This is a genomic window from Micromonospora sp. WMMD737 (genome assembly GCF_049179055.1).
GTDB lineage: Bacteria > Actinomycetota > Actinomycetes > Mycobacteriales > Micromonosporaceae > Micromonospora > Micromonospora reichwaldensis.
Genome location: NZ_JBMHMH010000001.1, coordinates 7,427,429 through 7,442,500, shown reverse-complemented (window position 1 = coordinate 7,442,500; position 15,072 = coordinate 7,427,429). Strand labels below are relative to the sequence as shown.

At 73.5% G+C, this 15,072-nt stretch carries 14 protein-coding genes and 1 rRNA gene (1 of these 15 running past the window's edge); 4 read left to right on the top strand and 11 right to left on the bottom strand.

What is annotated here, in order from left to right; all coding sequences use genetic code 11:
• Both ACN27A_RS33000 and tyrS read right to left on the bottom strand, forming a co-directional pair.
• Window positions 1-611 (bottom strand): 16S ribosomal RNA (locus ACN27A_RS33000); it reaches 904 nt to the left of the window's first position.
• 645 nt (window positions 612-1,256) lie between these two features.
• A complete protein-coding gene (tyrS, locus tag ACN27A_RS32995) occupies window positions 1,257-2,543 on the bottom strand; it encodes a tyrosine--tRNA ligase (RefSeq protein ID WP_421458733.1) in 1,287 nt (428 codons plus the stop codon).
• 101 nt (window positions 2,544-2,644) lie between these two features.
• Between tyrS and ACN27A_RS32990 the strand changes: the two genes are divergently transcribed.
• The gene (locus tag ACN27A_RS32990; protein ID WP_393172193.1) at window positions 2,645-3,034 is read left to right on the top strand and encodes a PaaI family thioesterase; all 390 of its coding nucleotides are present in this window, start codon (window positions 2,645-2,647) and stop codon (window positions 3,032-3,034) included.
• 159 nt (window positions 3,035-3,193) lie between these two features.
• On the opposite strand, the gene ACN27A_RS32985 is transcribed toward ACN27A_RS32990, so the two are convergent.
• From ACN27A_RS32985 to ACN27A_RS32975, 3 genes are all read right to left on the bottom strand, one after another.
• Window positions 3,194-4,513, bottom strand: coding sequence for a hemolysin family protein (locus tag ACN27A_RS32985; protein WP_421458314.1), 1,320 nt, complete (start codon window positions 4,511-4,513; stop codon window positions 3,194-3,196).
• Between the two features lie 131 nt (window positions 4,514-4,644).
• Entirely contained in the window at window positions 4,645-5,289 is a 645-nt protein-coding gene (locus ACN27A_RS32980; RefSeq protein WP_132240207.1) for a hypothetical protein, read from the bottom strand.
• 52 nt (window positions 5,290-5,341) lie between these two features.
• The gene (locus tag ACN27A_RS32975) at window positions 5,342-5,824 is read right to left on the bottom strand and encodes a GNAT family N-acetyltransferase (protein WP_311414705.1); all 483 of its coding nucleotides are present in this window, start codon (window positions 5,822-5,824) and stop codon (window positions 5,342-5,344) included.
• A 275-nt stretch (window positions 5,825-6,099) separates the two neighbouring features.
• On the opposite strand from ACN27A_RS32975, the gene ACN27A_RS32970 reads away from it, so the two are divergent.
• The 3 genes from ACN27A_RS32970 to ACN27A_RS32960 all read left to right on the top strand — a co-directional run bounded on the left by ACN27A_RS32970 (window position 6,100) and on the right by ACN27A_RS32960 (window position 10,778).
• Window positions 6,100-8,847 carry a cation-translocating P-type ATPase gene (locus tag ACN27A_RS32970; protein WP_421458313.1) on the top strand — a complete coding sequence of 916 codons (2,748 nt, stop codon included), beginning with the start codon at window positions 6,100-6,102 and terminating at the stop codon, window positions 8,845-8,847.
• A 49-nt stretch (window positions 8,848-8,896) separates the two neighbouring features.
• Window positions 8,897-9,793, top strand: coding sequence for a universal stress protein (locus ACN27A_RS32965; RefSeq protein WP_421458312.1), 897 nt, complete (start codon window positions 8,897-8,899; stop codon window positions 9,791-9,793).
• Between the two features lie 127 nt (window positions 9,794-9,920).
• Complete coding sequence (locus ACN27A_RS32960; RefSeq protein WP_357579132.1) at window positions 9,921-10,778, top strand: universal stress protein; 858 nt, start codon at window positions 9,921-9,923, stop codon at window positions 10,776-10,778.
• Window positions 10,779-10,826: 48 nt separating this feature from the next.
• Here ACN27A_RS32960 and ACN27A_RS32955 read toward each other — a convergent pair whose 3' ends face one another.
• The 6 genes from ACN27A_RS32955 to ACN27A_RS32930 all read right to left on the bottom strand — a co-directional run bounded on the left by ACN27A_RS32955 (window position 10,827) and on the right by ACN27A_RS32930 (window position 15,028).
• Window positions 10,827-11,450: an FMN reductase gene (locus tag ACN27A_RS32955; RefSeq protein WP_421458311.1), complete on the bottom strand. Its 624-nt coding sequence runs from the start codon at window positions 11,448-11,450 to the stop codon at window positions 10,827-10,829.
• Window positions 11,447-12,562: an LLM class flavin-dependent oxidoreductase gene (locus ACN27A_RS32950; RefSeq protein WP_393172157.1), complete on the bottom strand. Its 1,116-nt coding sequence runs from the start codon at window positions 12,560-12,562 to the stop codon at window positions 11,447-11,449. Before ACN27A_RS32950 ends, ACN27A_RS32955 begins: the two co-directional genes overlap by 4 nt.
• Before the next feature lie 165 nt (window positions 12,563-12,727).
• Window positions 12,728-13,360, bottom strand: a complete 633-nt coding sequence (locus ACN27A_RS32945; protein ID WP_421458310.1) for a DNA-3-methyladenine glycosylase — start codon at window positions 13,358-13,360, stop codon at window positions 12,728-12,730.
• 72 nt (window positions 13,361-13,432) lie between these two features.
• The gene (locus ACN27A_RS32940) at window positions 13,433-13,669 is read right to left on the bottom strand and encodes a hypothetical protein (protein ID WP_421458309.1); all 237 of its coding nucleotides are present in this window, start codon (window positions 13,667-13,669) and stop codon (window positions 13,433-13,435) included.
• Window positions 13,666-14,763 (bottom strand): XRE family transcriptional regulator, encoded by a 1,098-nt coding sequence (locus ACN27A_RS32935; RefSeq protein ID WP_421458308.1) that lies wholly within the window; start codon window positions 14,761-14,763, stop codon window positions 13,666-13,668. Before ACN27A_RS32935 ends, ACN27A_RS32940 begins: the two co-directional genes overlap by 4 nt.
• A 97-nt stretch (window positions 14,764-14,860) precedes the next feature.
• A complete protein-coding gene (locus ACN27A_RS32930) occupies window positions 14,861-15,028 on the bottom strand; it encodes a hypothetical protein (protein WP_421458307.1) in 168 nt (55 codons plus the stop codon).
• Window positions 15,029-15,072: the final 44 nt, after the last annotated feature.

The following is a 15,072-nucleotide window of genomic DNA, read 5'->3' as shown; positions in this document are numbered from 1 at the left end:
TCGACTGCAGGCCCGCAGTTGAGCTGCGGGTTTTCACAGTCGACGCGACAAGCCGCCTACGAGCTCTTTACGCCCAATAAATCCGGACAACGCTCGCACCCTACGTCTTACCGCGGCTGCTGGCACGTAGTTGGCCGGTGCTTCTTCTGCAGGTACCGTCACTTACGCTTCGTCCCTGCTGAAAGAGGTTTACAACCCGAAGGCCGTCATCCCTCACGCGGCGTCGCTGCATCAGGCTTCCGCCCATTGTGCAATATTCCCCACTGCTGCCTCCCGTAGGAGTCTGGGCCGTGTCTCAGTCCCAGTGTGGCCGGTCGCCCTCTCAGGCCGGCTACCCGTCGTCGCCTTGGTAGGCCATCACCCCACCAACAAGCTGATAGGCCGCGAGCCCATCCCAGGCCGAAAAACTTTCCACCACCAACCATGCGACCGGTGGTCCTATTCGGTATTAGCCCCCGTTTCCGAGGGTTATCCCAAAGCCTAGGGCAGGTTGCTCACGTGTTACTCACCCGTTCGCCGCTCGAGTACCCCGAAGGGCCTTTCCGCTCGACTTGCATGTGTTAAGCACGCCGCCAGCGTTCGTCCTGAGCCAGGATCAAACTCTCCAACAAAAACTTGTCGAACAGTCATCCCGACAACAAAAAGTGTTGCCAAAGGAATCCAAGACCAACAAACCATAAACGGTCTGCCAGTCCGGGGTATAAAACATAATTGGCACTGGCTTATCAAGCACCCTGTTGAGTTCTCAAAGAACAACCACACACCGCCCAGAAACCCCACACCGTGGAGCACCCGACCCGGGGCATTTCGTTCACCGCACCCGCCGCTTCCCGCGCCGGGCACTTTTACTACGTTACCCGGTGGTTTCCGCCGTGTCAAACCGCTTCGTAGCGATCCGCACCACTTCAACCCATTTTCCGGGCGCACACGACATCGGCTTGCGCCGTTGTCGATCGTGACTTCCGGTAGGCCGGCCGCCGCAGTCTCCCGCGAGCTCGCCCGGTTCCCTACCGGCGATGAACCATACCCGGTCGGCTCCGCCTCGCCAAATCCGCCTCGCGGCGGATCCGGGGCACCGCCCGGTCACGGGCCGGTGAGTGCAACTCGCCGGACCCGAAAGCTCGTTGCCGCGCCCGGCCTCCGGTTAATTTGCCCCGGTTCGTCCGTTCCGCGCTGGCAGAGAGAAAGTTACGCCCCCGGCGGATCGATCGTCAAATCCGCCGGGGGCGTCCCACGTCACGTCTGGAAACGTACGGCTAACCGCGCAGCTCGACCCCGGCGAACGACCGCTTGCCGCGACGCAGCACCAGGTACCGGCCGTGCAGCAGGTCGCCGGGGCCCACCGTGGCGTCCGTCTCGGTGATCCGGGTGTTGTTCACGTAGGCGCCGCCCTCGGCGATCACCCGGCGCGCCTCCTTGAGGCTCGGGACCAGCCCGGAGTCCCGCAGCAGTCCGGCGACGTCGGGCAGCTCGTCGACGTGGACGAGGCCGGCCTCGGTCAGCGCGGCCCGCAGCGTCGCCGGCGCCAGCCCGTCCAGCGAGCCGCGGCCGAAGAGCGCCTGGCTCGCGGCGACCGCCTGCGCCATCTCCCGCTCGCCGTGCACCAGCGTGGTCAACTCCTCGGCGAGCGCCCGCTGCGCCGCCCGGGCCGCCGGTCGCTCGGCAGTCTCCTTCTCCAGCGCCTCCAGCTCCTCCCGGGAGCGGAAGCTGAAGTAGCGCAGGTAGCGACTCACGTCCCGGTCGTCGACGTTGACCCAGAACTGGTAGAACGCGTACGGGCTGGTCATCTCGGGGTCGAGCCAGATCGCGCCGCCCTCGGTCTTGCCGAACTTCGTGCCGTCGGACTTCGTCACCAGCGGCGTGGTGAACGCCTGCACGGGCCCGGCGCCGCGCCGGCGGACGTAGTCGACGCCGGCGGTGATGTTGCCCCACTGGTCCGAGCCGCCGAACTGGAGCCGGCAGCCGTGCCGGCGGTGCAGCTCGAAGAAGTCGTTCGCCTGGAGCAGCTGGTAGCTGAACTCGGTGAAGCTGATGCCGCTCTCCAGCCGGGCCTTGACCACCTCCCGGGCCAGCATCTTGTTGACCGGGAAGTGCTTGCCGACGTCGCGGAGGAACTCGACCACCGACATCTCGCCGGTCCAGTCCAGGTTGTTGACCAGGTGCGCCGCGTTCTCGCCCTCGTACGAGACGAAGGGGGCGAGCTGGTCGCGGATCCGCGCCACCCAGCCGGCGACCACCTCGGGCGGGTTGAGGCTCCGCTCGGCGCTCTCCTTCGGGTCGCCGATCTGGCCGGTGGCGCCGCCGACGAGCAGCAGCGGACGGTGCCCGGCAAGCTGGAGCCGACGGGCCGTGGCGACCTGCATGAGGTGGCCGACGTGCAGGCTCGGCGCCGTCGGATCGAAGCCCACGTAGTAGGCGATGGAGCCGCCGTCGAGCAGCGTACGCAGCTCGTCGAGGCCGGTGGAGTCCTGGATCAGGCCCCGCCAGCGCAGGTCGTCGGTCAGGGAGTCCCGCCCGGGCGGCGGGAGGCTGCTGTCGGTCACGGTCACCGATTCTCCCTCACGAGCCCCAGCGGGCAGTACCGGGTTTGCCCGGGCGAGCCGCGGCGTAGGCTGGCCACGCCGTGATCAAGGAGGGGACCACCGTGGACGTGCCGGACCTGACGGGTGGCTTCGTCGCGCTGCTCGGCCTCAAGCTCGACGAGGTCGACGGCGACCGGGTGGTGATCCGTTGGCAGGTCCGCCCCGAGCTGCACCAGCCGTTCGGGATCCAGCACGGCGGCGTGTACTGCTCGGTGGTCGAGACGGCCGCCAGCATCGGCGGGTCGCTGTGGCTCGGCGAGCGCGGGCGCGTCGTGGGCGTGTCGAACCAGACGGACTTCCTCCGCGCGGTCCGCGACGGTGAGCTGACCGCCGTGGGCACCCCCGTGCACCGGGGGCGCAGCCAGCAGCTCTGGCAGGTGGAGATCACCGACGCCGACGCCCGGCTCGTGGCCCGCGGCCAGGTCCGGCTGCAGAACCTCTACCCGGCCTGACCCGCCGAGCGCAGGCCTGCCCGCCGAGCGCAGGCCTGCCCAACGAGGGCTGGCCTTGACCGGCCGAGACGCGTGACGGCGCTGCCGGTTGAGGCGCGTGACGGCGCTGCCGGCCGAGGCACGTGACGGTGCCGGCCGCAAGGCGGCAGCGAAGGTGCGTCAGCCCCGGGCCTCGTCCAGCACGGCCTCGGCCTCGTCGGGCGCCGGCTCGGCCCGCCGGCGCAGCCGGACCCCGACGATGGCGCGGTGGTCGATGCGGGTCACCTCCAGCTCCCAGCCGTCCACGACGACGCTCTCCCCCGCCACGGTGGGGATGTGGCCGAGGCAGGCGAGCAGGAGGCCCGCGATGGTGGTGTAGTCGCCGCCCGGACGGCTGGGCAGCTCGACGCCCAGATCGACGAGGTCGTGCACGGGGAAGGTGCCGGGAAGCAGCAGGGCGCCGTCGGGCTCGGTGCGCACGGAGCGCACGTCCCGGTCGGTCTCGTCGTAGATCTCCCCGACGATCTCCTCGAGGATGTCCTCCAGGGTGACGATCCCGTCGACCGCGCCCCGCTCGTCGACGACCAGGGCGATGTGCTGGCGTTCGGCCTTGAACTGCCGCAGCGCGTCCACCACCGGCAGGGAGTCCGGCAGCAGCATCGGCGGGCGGGCGCACTCGTCGACCGGCCGGTCGTCGGGGACGCCGACGAGGTCACGCAGGTGGATCACGCCGACCGCGTCGTCGAGGCCGCCATGCCGGACCACCGGCGCCCGGGAGTGGCCGGTGGCGGCCAGCAGCAGCCGCGCGGCCTCCGCCGTGGTGCCGCTGTCGAGCGTGAAGACCTGCAACCGGGGTACGAGGACCGCCCGCAGCTGCCGGTCGGCGATCTCGACGGCGCCGGCGATGATGGTCCGCTGCTCCTTGGTGAAGCCGTGGTTGCCGGCGACGATGTCCCGCAGCTCGTCAGGGCCGATCTCGTCGGGCTCGTGCTTCGGGTTGAGCCCGACGAGGCGTACCACCAGGTCGCTGGTGGCGCCGAGGGCCCAGACGGCCGGCCGGGTCACGGAGGACAGCAGGTCGAGTGGGCGGGCCACCAGCAGGGCCCACCGCTCGGCGGCCTGCATGGCGATCCGCTTCGGGGCCAGCTCGCCGAAGACCAGGGTGACGAAGGTCAGCACCAGGGTGACCGCCACGATCGCGACGGTCTCGGCGGCGCCGCCGAGCGCGCTGAGGAGCGGTACGAGGGGCTTGGCCAGCGACACCGCCGCCGCGGCGGAGGCGAGGAAGCCGGCGAGGGTGATCCCGATCTGGATGGTGGCCAGGAAGCGGTTCGGGTCCTTGGCGAGGCGGGCCAGCACCCGCCCGGCCCGGCTGGTGCGTTCCAGCCGCTGGATCTGGCTGTCCCGCAGCGAGACCAGGGCCATCTCGCTGCCCGCGAAGACCGCGTTGAGGACGACCAGGACGCCGACCAGGGCCAGTTGGGTCCAGATGCTCTGCACGCCCGGCTCTCCTCACGCGGGACAGGTGCCCGCCGGCACGACGGGCACCGCCGGCCGAAGGTCCCGGCCGGCGTAGGGCACTCTGTGCCCACCGGACCGGCCGGCGAATCCTCGCCCCGGGCGGGATGTGATCAGATCCGCCCGGCAACCGGCGGGGCGGGCAGGTCGAGGGCGTACGAGCGGCCCTCGGGGCGGAAACCCAGCCGGTGGTAGTACGGGGCGACCATGCCGGGCGGGGTGATCACCCGGCGGAAGCCGCGGTCGGTGAAGAGGCTGCTGCGCCGGTAGACGAACTCGCCCGGGGTGAAGTCGCGGAACCGCCGGGTCACGTAGTCGAGGTCGACCTGCGCCACGCCGTCCGCCTCGGCGTGCGACAGCACCACGCCGACCACCTCGTCGGCGCGTACGACCAGGAACGCCGAGCGTTCGGCGGCGGTGCCGGGGGGCCAGCGGAAGCCGGGGTTGAACCGGGCGATGTCGGCGGCGTGCACACTCAGCGTGTGGGCCAGGAACTGGTCGTCGACGCCGACCTCGACCACCTGGTAGGTAGCCTCGTCGTGGCGGGTGGCGAGCATGCTCCGCAGGTACCAGACGTTGATCACGGCGAGTACGACGTTCAGCCCGACCATGGGCCAGACCTGCACGGCGGCGTTGTAACCGATCAGGATCAGACAGCCGACCAGGTTCAGGGCACGCAGCCGGAGGATGCGCGTCTGCAGCAGCGACCAGACCAGCAGCGCGGAGCCGGTCCAGCCGATCAGTTCCAGCCAGTTCACCCCGCGAGAGTAGTGAACGCGCGGATGCGGTGACCCGGCGGGCGGCGACGGCTCAGTCGCCGGCCAGCTCCAGCACCCATTCCTCCACCTCGGTACCCCGGCCGTTGGCGTAACCCCGGTCCTCGCCGATGACGACGAAGCCGCACTTGCGCAGCACGGCGAGCGAGGCGCGGTTGTCCTTGGCGGCGCGGGCGTGCACCGGCCGTTGGGGCAGCTCGCGCAGCAGCGCGGCGAGCGCCGCGGTGGCGTGGCCCCGGCCCCAGCGTCGCGGGTCGATCCAGTAGCTGACCTCGGTGCGCCCGTCGGCCGGGAACGCGACCACGTGGCCGACGACCTCGTCGCCGACGACCACGGTGCGCGGAACGTTGCGCTCGTCGGCGCGCACGCGGCGCCAGTGGGCGTCGAAGCGCTCCCGGTCGGCAGGGTCCTCCGGGCCGAAGGCGGCCATCCAGTTGGCCTCGACGTCCTGCTCGTGGGCGAAGAAGTGAGGCAGGTCGTCGTCGCGGACGGGGCGCAGGCGCAGCTCGGCGGTCACGGGCCCGAGGATAGGGCCGACCACCGACAACGGGACCGCTGGCCGCCCGGCCGGCCGGGACGCCCGGTGGCGCTGCCGGATCCGCGGCCACCGGACCGCTGGCCGGGACGCCCGGTGGCGCTACCGGATCCGCGTCGCACCCGCGCGCCGGCCGTGGGCGGCAGGGCCGTTGGTCCCGGGTCAGTCGGGCGGAACTCCCCTGGCCGGTGCCGTCCGACGGGACGAGGGTGGGATCGGGACGGTGCGCCGCGACGGCGCCGGCAGGGCGGAGGGCGATGTGGGACGGTGCGGAGAACGGCGGCCATGGGGGCGTACCGGTGCCCGCTGAGACCTCGACCAGGCCGGCGGCCGGGCTCAGCTCGGCGGAGGCCGCCGCGCGACTGCGCGCGGACGGGCCGAACGCGGCGGTCGCGCCGGCCCGGCGCCGTCTGGGCGGGCGCGTCCTGCACCAGCTCAGCGACCCGCTGGTGGCGCTGCTGCTGGCCGCCGCCGTGGTCACCACCGTGCTGCGCGACTACCCGGACACCGCGGTGATCGTGCTGGTGGTGCTGGTGAACACCGCCATCGGCGTGGTCCAGGAGGTTCGCGCCGACCGGGCGATCGCCGCGTTGGACCAGCTCGCCGCGCCCACCGCCCGGGTCGTCCGGGACGGCCGCGACGTCGTCCTGCCCGCCGCCGACCTCGTCCGTGGTGACCTGGTGCGGGTCGAGGCCGGCGACGTGGTTCCGGCCGACCTGCTGCTCGCCGAGGCGGCCCGGCTGAGCGTCGACGAGTCGGCGCTGACCGGGGAGTCGGTGCCGGTGACCCGGGCCGTGGGCGAGGAGGCCAGCGCGGGGACCGTCGTCACCACCGGGCGGGCCACCGGAACGGTGGTACGCACGGGCGCCGCGAGCGCGCTCGGCCGGATCACCGCCCTGGTGGCGTCCACCCGGCCCGCCGCCACCCCGTTGCAGCGCCGCCTCGCCGCGCTCGGCCGGATGCTCGGCTTCGCCGCGGTGGTGCTCTCGGGGGTGGTCTTCGTCATCGGCGTCGTCAGCGGGCGGCCGGTGGTCGACATGGCGGTCACCGCGGTGAGCCTCGTGGTGGCGGCCGTGCCCGAGTCGCTGCCGGCGGTCGTCACCCTCGCCCTCGCCCTCGGCGCCCGCCGGATGGCCGGGGCGCGGGCCATCCCCCGCCGGCTGCACGCGGTCGAGACGCTCGGCTCCGTCACCGTCATCGCCTCCGACAAGACGGGCACGCTCACCGAGGGCCGGATGGCGGTGCAGCACGCCGTCACCGCCGGCGGCTCCCGCTACGGCGTCACCGGCAGCGGCTACGCGCCGCAGGGCGCGGTGCACCAGCGGGGCGCGCCGGTGGCCGTACCGGACGACCTGCGCCGCCTGGCGCGCGCCGGGCTGCTCTGCAACGACGCGACCCTGGCCCCGCCCACCGACGAGCGGCCGGAGTGGGCAGCCGTCGGCGACCCGCTGGAGGCGGCCCTGGTCGCCTTCGCCGGCCGGTGCGGCCTCGACCCGGAGCTCACCCGGTCGGCGTGGCCGCGCGTCGCGGAGCACCCCTTCGACCAGGAGCTGCGCCGGATGACCACCGTGCACCGCTCCTGCGACCAGCGGTACCTGGTGGTGTGCAAGGGCGCACCGGAGAACGTGCTGGCCGCGCCGCTTGTCGACGCCTCCGCCGAGGAGATCGCCGAGCTGACCGCCGTCGCGCACCGGCTGGCCGCCGAGGGGCTGCGGGTGCTGGCCGTCGCGTCCGCCGTGGTGGACACCCCGCCGGCCGATCCCGCCCGGCCGGTCGGGCTGCGGCCCGTGGGGCTGGTCGCCGTCGGCGACCCGCTGCGCGCGGGCGCGGCCGACATCGCGGGCAGCTTCGACGACGCCGGGGTCCGGCTGGTGCTGGTCACGGGCGACCACCCGGCGACCGCCGCGGCGATCGGCGGCCAGTTGGGGCTCTGGCGCGAGGGCGATCCGGTGGTACGCGGGGACGACGGCGACCCGGCGCGGGCGCACCCGCAGGCGCGGGTGTTCGCGCGGACCCAGCCGGAGCAGAAGCTCGACATCATCGCCGGCCTCCAGTCGCGGGGGCACGTGGTGGCGATGACCGGCGACGGGGTGAACGATGCCCCCGCGCTGCGTCGCGCCGACATCGGGGTGGCGATGGGCGGCGGTACGGAGGTCGCCCGGCAGGCCGCCGACCTGGTGCTCGTCGACGACGACCTGTCCACGGTGGCCACCGCGATCGGTGAGGGCCGCCGCATCTACGACAACATCCGGCGGTTCCTGCGCTACGCGCTCTCGGGCGGGGTCGCCGAGATCGCCGTCATGCTGCTCGGCCCGCTGTTCGGGCTGGCCGTACCGCTGCTGCCGGCGCAGATCCTCTGGGTGAACCTGCTCACCCACGGCGTGCCGGGCGTGGCGCTGGGCGCGGAGCCGGCGGAGCCCGGCACCCTGCGCCGGGCGCCGCGCTCCCCGTCGGAGTCGGTGCTCGGGGCCGGCCTGGGCCGCGACGTGCTGGTCACCGGCGGGCTGATCGCCGCCGTGGTGCTCGGCGCCGGTGTGCTCGCCGCGCACTGGGGCCGGCCCTGGCAGTCGGTGGTCTTCGTGGTGCTCGGCCTGGCCCAGCTCGGGGTGGCGCTCGCGGTCCGCGCGCCACGACCGCACGGCGCCCGGCACGGCAACCTGGCGCTGCCGGTGGCGGTGGCGGTCTCCGCGCTGCTCCAGGTCGCCGGGGTGCTGCTGCCGCCGCTGCGGGAGCTGCTCGGCACGCAGCCGCTCGACGCGGCGGAGCTGCTGGCCTGCGCCGCCGTCAGCGTGCTGCCCGGGCTGGTGCTGCGGCTGGCCCGCCGCCCGGGTGGCGGCGACGGCCCGGCGGACGCGCCCATGCGGGACGGGAGCGCGCGGGGTCCGGAGGCGGTGGCCGGTGTCGGTCGGCCCGCGGGGAGCGCGCCGGTGGCGGACGGCCCGCCCGGTGACCGCCAGCCTGCGATTCGGGACCAAGGTCCCGCTGGTCGGGACGACCGCCTCTGACGGGTAGCGTGCGGACGAAGCAGGCTGAAGGTGGACGAAGGAGGAGTCGATGACCATCAACACCGGTGCCCCCGTCGTGGTGGGTGTGGACGGCTCGGCCGCCGCGCTCGACGCGGTCCGGGCGGCGGCGCGGGAGGCGGCGCAGCGGCAGCGTCCGCTGCGGGTCGTGCACGCCTTCATCTGGCCCCTGACGCGCGCCCCGCTCGGTGCCGCCGAGGGCGCGCCGGCCGGCGCCGGTCTGCGCAACCAGGCCGAGCGATACGTCGCCGAGGCGATCGCCGAGGCCACCAAGACGGCCCCGGACGTGCCGGTGACCGGCGTGGTGGTCGACGGCGCGGCGACCCCCGTCCTGCTCGGGGAGTCCCGGGACGCCGCCCTGCTGGTGCTGGGCCACCGGGGCCTGGGCGGTTTCGCCGGGCTGCTGCTCGGCTCCGTCACCGTGCAGGTCTCCGCCCACGCGCAGGTGCCCGTCCTCGTGGTGCGCGGCGAGCAGCGCGCCGACGGTCCGGTCGTGGTGGGCGTCGACGGCTCCGAGTGCTCCCTCGAGGCCGTGGAATTCGCCTTCGAGGAGGCGAGCCGCCGGGGTGCCCCGCTGCTCGCCGTGCAGGCCTGGCTCTATCCCACGCCGGTCGGCCCGGGTGACATCCTGCCCCTGGTGTACGACCTGGACGCCTACGCCGCGGACGAGGAACGGGCCCTCGCGGAGTCCGTCGCCGGCTTCGCCGAGCGCTACCCCGACGTGCCGGTGCAGCACCGGCTGGTCCGGGGCTCCCCGGGCGGCGTACTGGTGGAGGAGTCGAAGCGGGCCCAGTTGGTGGTCGTGGGGGCGCGCGGCCGGGGCGCGCTGGGCGGGCTGCTGCTCGGCTCGGTCAGCCACGCGGTGCTGCACCACGCGCACTGCCCGCTGGTGATCGTGCGGCACCCGAAGCGGGCCGACGCGTCCTGATCCGGTCACCGCACCGCGACGCCGTCGCGTCGGCCGCTCCCCCGGCCGGCACGGCGGCGTCGACGCAAATGCCGGCGGGTCGGCGGTGCCGCGTCGACAATGGCCTGATCGATCTCTGGGAGGGCTCATGAACCGACCCGTGGTGGTGGGTGTGGACGGATCACCGGCGAGCCTGCTGGCGGCGGAGCACGCCGCCCGGGCCGCCGTGCTGCGGTCCCGCCCCCTGCACCTGGTGCACGGATACCTGCATCCGCTCGGTTACGGCGTGCCGGTCAACCCGTACGACCTGGGGTTGCCGGCGCCGACCGAGGAGGCGCAGAAGATGTTGGAGACGACGGCCGCCGACCTCGCCGAGCGCTGCCCGGGGCTGACCGTCGAGGTACGCCAGGTGGCGGGCGGGCCGGGTGCGACGCTGGTGGAGGAGTCCCGGCGGGCCGAGCTGGTGGTGGTGGGCAGCCGGGGGCTGGGCGGCTTCGCCGGGCTGCTGCTCGGCTCGGTCGGCACGCAGGTGGCCGCCCACGCGCACTGCCCGGTGCTGGTGGTGCGCCCCGCCGAGGAGCCGATCCCCGTCGCCGGGCCGGTGCTGGTCGGGGTGGACGGGTCGGAGCCCGCCGAGCTGGCGGTCGGGTACGCGGCCGACGAGGCGGCCCGCCGGGGCGACGGGCTGGTGCTGTTGCACGTCGGGCCCCCGGACCGCGCGCCGGCGGACGAGGCGACGGAGACGCAGGCCGCCGAGCTGCTGGCCACCGCCGCGGCGGCCGTCCGGGGCAGCCACCCGGGGCTGGCCGTGGAGGAGCGGGTGCTCCGGGCGCCGAAGGCCGAGCAGGCACTCGTCGAGGCCAGCGGGGACGCGGCGCTGGTGGTGGTCGGCTCCCGGGGCCGGGGCGGGTTCGCCGGGCTGCTGCTCGGCTCGGTCAGCCAGGCCCTCGTGCAGCACGCGCACTGCCCGGTGCTGGTGGCCCGCCCGTACGGTCACGCCCGCTGACGTGCCCCGACCCGCCGGCCCCGGGCGGGGTCGGCGGGTCGGCGGCGATCAGTGGTCCCGGCCGCCGAGCAGCTCGTCGAAGCTGGTGGTGAGGGCGAACGGGTCGGCGGGGCCGGTGGATGCCGGCCGCCGGTGGACCTGATCGGCCAGCTCGCCGCCGGCGCGGGCGATCCGCGCCCGCAGCGCGCCGTCGGCGGACCCGGCGGACCAGTCCTCACCGGCGGCGAAGACGGCGGTGGGGACCACGACCGACCGCAGGGGGGCGAACATCGGGCGCAGGGCGTGCTCCAGCGCCAGCGAGTGCCGGGCCGTTCCGCCGGTGGCGCCGACCAGCACCGGCCGGTCCGCGAGCGCGCCGGATTCGACCAGGTCGAAGAACGACTTGAACAGCCCGTTGTACGAGGCGTGGAAGATGGGCGTGACGGCGATCAGCCCGTCCGCGCCGGTGACCGTGTCGAGCACCTCCCGCAGCGCGGGCGACGGGAAGCCGGTCAGCAGGTGGTTGACGATGTCGTGGGCGTGCTCGCGCAGCTCGACGGGGCGGACGTCGACGTCGTCGCCGCGCCGGACCAGCTCGTCGCGGGTGGCCGCGGCGAGCTGGTCGGCGAGCAGCCGGGTCGACGAGGGCTGGCTCAGCCCGGCCGACACCACGGCGAGGGTGCGGCGGGTCATCGGCCCGCTCCCGTCCCGGCCCGATCCGCGGCGTCGCCGCTGGTGGCGGCGTCCCGCAGGGTCGCGTGGGTGGGCGCCGCCGGCACATGCGCCGGGCGCAGCGACTCGAACTCCTTGCGCAGCACGGGGACGACCTCCTCGCCGAGCAGGTCGAGCTGCTCCAGCACGGTCTTCAGGGGCAGGCCGGCGTGGTCCATGAGGAACAGCTGGCGCTGGTAGTCGCCGACGTAGTCGCGGAAGCCCAGCGTGCGGTCGATGACCTGCTGCGGACTGCCGACGGTCAGCGGGGTCTGCGCGGTGAACTCCTCCAGCGACGGGCCGTGCCCGTAGACGGGCGCGTTGTCGAAGTACGGCCGGAACTCCCGTACCGCGTCCTGCGAGTTGCGCCGCATGAACACCTGCCCGCCGAGGCCCACGATGGCCTGGTCGGCGGAGCCGTGGCCGTAGTGGGCGTAGCGCTGCCGGTAGAGCCCGACCATCCGCTGGGTGTGCTCCTTCGGCCAGAAGATGTGGTTGGCGAAGAAGCCGTCGCCGTAGTAGGCGGCCTGCTCGGCGATCTCGGGGCTGCGGATCGAGCCGTGCCAGACGAACGGCGGCACGCCGTCGAGCGGGCGCGGCGTCGACGTGAACGACTGCAACGGGGTGCGGAAGCGGCCCTTCCAGTCGACTACGTCCTCGCGCCAGAGCCGGTGCAGCAGGTCGTAGTTCTCGATGGCGAGGGGGATGCCGTTGCGGATGTCCTGGCCGAACCACGGGTAGACCGGCCCGGTGTTGCCGCGCCCCATCATCAGGTCCACCCGGCCGTCGGCGAGGTGCTGGAGCATCGCGTAGTCCTCGGCGATCTTCACCGGGTCGTTGGTGGTGATCAGCGTGGTGGAGGTGGAGAGCAGCAGGCGCTCGGTGCGGGCGGCGATGAAGCCCAGCATGGTGGTGGGCGACGACGGCACGAACGGCGGGTTGTGGTGCTCGCCGGTGGCGAAGACGTCGAGGCCGACCTCCTCGGCCTTGAGCGCGATGGTGACCATGGCCTTGATCCGCTCATGCTCGGTCGGCTCGCGACCGGTGGTCGGGTCGACCGTGACGTCGCCGACGGTGAAGACTCCGAACTGCATGACCAGCTCCTCGCGTTGTCCCTGGCCGGGGCCGCTGCGGCTCCCGGACGCCCCGCACAACATGTTTGACGAGTCAACTATTCCGCCACCGGAGGCGCCGCCGGTGGCCGCCGTCACGCCCCCACGCCCTACGCGTCGATCGCGCGGCGGGCGTTCCCGGGCAGGTCAGCGGCTACGCGGCACGTGCCGGCGGTAGGCGCTGACCGTCGGGTCGCCGGCGATCCAGAACCGCCACGGCACGTCGTGCGCGCCGGTGACGCCGACGCGGGGCCCGGCGGCGACCGCCTCGTCGGGCACCGGCACGTCGGCCGGGCGCAGCCGGACGGGTCCGTCGCCGAGCAGCCAGCGGCCATAGGCGCTCTTGTCGATGCCCAGGGCCGCGCAGAGCCGGGCGGGCCCGCGCGCGAGATCGACGTCCCGGCGTACGGCGGTGCGCCGGGCCCGGGCCGCCTCGACGCCGTCGACCACCTCGCCGGCGCGCAGCAGCACCGCCGAGGCCTCCCCCTCGACGCCCGTGACGACGTTCATGCACCAGTGCATGCCGTAGGTGAAGTAGACGTAGGCGTGCCCGGCCGGCCCGAACATGACGGCGTTGCGCGGGGTGCGACCGCGGTGCGCGTGCGACGCCGGGTCGCCGGCCGTCCCGGCGTACGCCTCGACCTCGGTGATCCGGACGGTCACGTCGCCGGCGGTCAGCCGGCAGCCGAGCAGGCCCCGGGCGGCCGGCACCACCGGGCCGGCGAGCAGGTCGGCCAGCCCGGCGAGGTCGGCGGGACGGGGGTCGGAGTACGCCACCACGGCACCGACCCTATCCGCGCGACACCCGGACCGCCGGCTATCAACGATCCGTTGAAGAACTCTGCGTTGCTCTCATGGGGCCAACAGTTCGATCGACTCCTGCTCCGCCGCTCCGCCGCGAGCTGCGCCCGAGCGCAGCTTCCTGATCGCTTCGAGCACCTCGCGGGCGGCAGTGGCCGCCCGGCAGTCGGGCGTGTGACAGATCGGGCAGGTGCCGTCGGGGTCGGGACGGTGGTCGCGAAGGGTCCAACGGGCGGCGAGGGCCAGCCGGTTGAGGATCTGGGGCAGGGAGAGGAACGGCGCGGTCATCCCGCCGATACCCCGAGTGCGGAGGCGATCGGGATGATCGCGCTCGGCGCGTCCGGGCTCCGGATCACCTGGGCGAGCACCTCGCGGGCAGCGGGCCGGTGCCGCACCTCGGCCGGTGCGGCACGGTCAGCGTCCAGCAGGAGCTTTCCGGCAGAGGCCGGGTCGTCTGCCTGAAGGTGGGCGCGGGCGGCGTCGACCAAGTGGGCAGCGCGGTGCTCGGCCGGCAGCCACCGCCAACCATCGCTGCCGATCGCCTTCTCGTGCCAGGCCATTGCCTCGCCCGTGTCGCCCAGTTCCAACGCCACCAGCATGCGCGCCGCCGTGGTCGCGGTAATTCCGAACCCGGTCCGGTGGTGGTCGTGGCCGTCGCCCACCCGCGCCGCCAGGTCCGTCGCCTCGTCGATCAAGCTCATCGAGGCCTGCTCGTCGTCGTGCCGGGCCGCAGCGAGGGCAGCTTGCACGAGCAGCGTGCCGCAGAGCGACAGGTACCCCGCCGGGCCGCCGTCGAGGTCCGGCGGGGCGATGCGGTAGGCGGCAGCCCGCATGATCGGCACCGCAGAAGGCGCTCGGCCGGTGGCGCGCAGCACCTGCCCAAGCTGCACCGCCGCAGCGGCCACCAGCACTGGATCCCCGGTAGCGATCGTCATCGCTCGGTCGGCAGCGAGCCACGCCAACTCGGTCTCACCGATTTTCAACAGCAGGGATGCAGCGATCCGGTACACCTCTACCAGCGAGACCCGTCGCGCCTCAGGCTCCCGAACGTAGCCGCGCTGCGCCGCGACCACCAGGTCCGGCAACCCTTTGACCAACTGTGGGTACCGCGCATGCTGGTAGGTGGTCCAGGCGTGCCCGACGCTGTCTGCCAACTGGACTGCCGGAGGCACATCCCGGCCCGGTGCCTTCCGGTCCAGAGCCATCTCGTACGTCGACAGCGCCGCCCGGATCCGCTCCACGCCGTCAGCCTGCGCAGCCAAGTCGGCGGGTTGAGTGTCCCGGCCCAGTAGGATCGCCGGGTCGATCCGGAGAACAGCGGCGACGTCCGCGATGGTGGAGACCTTGTCGAGCGACCGGGCGCCACGCTCGACCTTGTCCACTCAACTCTTCGACTTGCCCATCCGGTCGGCGAACACCTGCTGAGACATCCTGCGTCGACTACGCCAGTACGCCACCCGCCGACCGATCGGCAACGACTCACCGCCCACGGCGCCACCGCCGGTCCGGCACTGCCCGAGTCGTCTCCTCGACCGGAATCCGCTCCGCCTCAGCCTGGGCGAGCAACCGGTGGCTGGCCGCCTCCCGTTCGGCCGCCTCGATTTCTTCTCCCCTGCTGGGCTTCCTGACGCTTTCCTGGCCGCTCATCCCGACTCCCTCGCCATCAGAACCGGCAGCGGGAGCACTCTCGG

What these genes read in the sequence shown, in the direction of transcription:
- ACN27A_RS32970 (WP_421458313.1), top strand. Translation starts at nt 6,100, where the DNA reads ATGTGGGACGGTGCGGAGAACGGCGGCCATGGGGGCGTACCGGTGCCC.
- ACN27A_RS32965 (WP_421458312.1), top strand. Translation starts at nt 8,897, where the DNA reads ATGACCATCAACACCGGTGCCCCCGTCGTGGTGGGTGTGGACGGCTCG.
- ACN27A_RS32960 (WP_357579132.1), top strand. Translation starts at nt 9,921, where the DNA reads ATGAACCGACCCGTGGTGGTGGGTGTGGACGGATCACCGGCGAGCCTG.
- ACN27A_RS32955 (WP_421458311.1), bottom strand. Translation starts at nt 11,450, where the DNA reads ATGACCCGCCGCACCCTCGCCGTGGTGTCGGCCGGGCTGAGCCAGCCC.
- ACN27A_RS32950 (WP_393172157.1), bottom strand. Translation starts at nt 12,562, where the DNA reads ATGCAGTTCGGAGTCTTCACCGTCGGCGACGTCACGGTCGACCCGACC.
- ACN27A_RS32940 (WP_421458309.1), bottom strand. Translation starts at nt 13,669, where the DNA reads ATGACCGCGCCGTTCCTCTCCCTGCCCCAGATCCTCAACCGGCTGGCC.
- ACN27A_RS32930 (WP_421458307.1), bottom strand. Translation starts at nt 15,028, where the DNA reads ATGAGCGGCCAGGAAAGCGTCAGGAAGCCCAGCAGGGGAGAAGAAATC.